General features: G+C 45.0%; 1 protein-coding gene and 1 pseudogene. Both read left to right on the top strand.

What is annotated here, in order from left to right:
- Window positions 1–1,436 (top strand): assimilatory sulfite reductase (NADPH) flavoprotein subunit (locus ABYB02_RS16760; RefSeq protein ID WP_372763502.1); only part of this gene is annotated, 1,436 nt, incomplete at its 5' end.
- A 48-nt stretch (window positions 1,437–1,484) separates the two neighbouring features.
- A pseudogene (locus ABYB02_RS16755) lies at window positions 1,485–2,101 on the top strand (sulfite reductase subunit beta); the annotation flags it as partial.

The following is a 2,101-nucleotide window of genomic DNA, read 5'->3' as shown; positions in this document are numbered from 1 at the left end:
CGCCAGAAGATGCTGAAACGCTTCACGAATTTTTAACCACTAAAAAAGCGCCACAGCTCGATGGCGTAAAAGTGGCGGTGATTGGTTTAGGTGACTCCAGTTATGAATTTTTCTGCCAAACGGCAAAAGACTTTGAGCAGCGTTTAAATAATTTAGGTGCAGAAACACTCTATCAGCGTGCCGATTTAGATGTTGATTATGAAGAGGAAGCTGCAACGTGGATCACGGGCGCGCTTGATGCCTTTGAACCCGACTTAAAAGCACAGCAGGGCGGGGCCGGCGCACAAGTGGTTGCCTTTGGCGCACCAGCGACGGGAGCCAGCCAGTACACTAAACAAAATCCATTTGCCGCAGAGCTTAGCTTAGTGCAAAAAATTACAGGGCGAGATTCAAGCAAAGATGTACGTCATGTGGAAATTTCACTTACCGGTTCGGGGATCACCTACACACCAGGCGATTCGCTTGGCGTGTACTTTTTAAACGACGCAGCCCGTGTTGAGCAATTGCTGGTAGATACGCAAATTGATGCGGCAAGCGTTGTGACCGTTGCAGATGAAACATTACCTGTTCGTGAAGCGCTGATTGAAAAACTAGAGTTAACCCAATCATACCCAGGCTTCGTAGAAAAATATGCGATTGCGACCGGCACACCACAGCTATTAAAACTGGTTGAAGATAAAGCGGCAATGCATGCATACATAGAGCCACGACAAATATTTGATGTGGTTGCACAAAATCCGGCTAAGCTGGATGCACAAACGTTAGTAGATTGCTTACGCAAGTTACAGGCGCGTTTATATTCGATTGCTTCTAGCCAAGCTGAAGTTGACGATGAAGTACATTTAACCGTGGCAGTGGTTGAGTTTGATGCCTTTGGTAGCGAGCACTTAGGTGGCTGTTCGGGGTACTTAGCTCATCGTGCAGAGGAAGGCTGTAAAGTAAAAGTATTTAGCGAACATAACGATAATTTTCGTTTGCCAGCAAATGACGACACGCCAATAATTATGGTGGGGCCAGGGACTGGCATTGCACCGTTTCGTGCCTTTTTACAAGAGCGTGATGCGCGCGAAGCGCAGGGTAAAAACTGGTTATTTTTTGGTAATCCTCATTTTACTCAAGACTTTTTATACCAAGTGGAAATTCAAGGTTATTTAAAGTCGGGCTTATTAACGAAAGTTGATGTGGCGTTTAGCCGTGACCAAGCCGAAAAGGTATACGTACAAGATAAGTTACGGGCACAGAGTAAAGAGGTGTTTGCCTGGTTAGAAGCCGGCGCGCATTTTTATATATGTGGCGACGCTAATCACATGGCAAAAGACGTGCACCAAACGTTACTAGAAATAATTAAAGAGAACACCGGCAAAAGCGACGACGATGCCCAGCAGTATCTAAAAGATTTACGCAGCGCAAACCGTTATCAGAAAGACGTTTACTAAAGCTAACGATTTACCCCAGCCGTCACTGTCACTAATTTAGGATTGAACATGAGCGAACAAGATAACAACGTAAAGCTTGCTGATAACGAGCGTATGAAACGCGAAAGTAACTTTTTACGTGGCACTATAGAGCAAGATTTAAAAGATGAAATTACCGGTGGCTTCACAGCTGATAACTTCCAGTTAATACGTTTTCATGGCATGTATCAACAAGATGACCGCGATATTCGTGGCGAGCGTGCTAAGCAAAAGCTAGAGCCACTGCATAACGTGATGCTACGTGCGCGGATGCCAGGGGGTATTATTAAGCCGGAGCAATGGTTAGCAATCGATAAGTTTGCCGAAGAAAAAACCAGTTATGGCAGTATTCGCTTAACCACACGACAAACGTTTCAGTTTCATGGCGTATTAAAGCCTAACATTAAGGGTATGCACCAATTACTTGATAGTGTTGGCATTGACTCTATTGCTACCGCAGGCGATGTTAACCGCAATGTGTTGTGTACGACCAATCCTGTTGAGTCTGAATTACACCAACAAGCTTACGAGTGGGCGGCAAAAATTTCAGAGCACTTGTTGCCAAAAACCAAAGCTTACGCCGAAATTTGGCTTAATGGCGAAAAAGCACAGACGACCGAAGAGCCCATTTTAGGGGCAACTTACTT

It is taken from the genome of Pseudoalteromonas sp., assembly GCF_041613455.1.
In the GTDB taxonomy this organism is placed as follows: Bacteria; Pseudomonadota; Gammaproteobacteria; order Enterobacterales; family Alteromonadaceae; genus Pseudoalteromonas.
The sequence above is the reverse complement of the archived record's forward strand: the minus strand, read 5'-3'. Positions and strand labels throughout refer to the sequence as shown.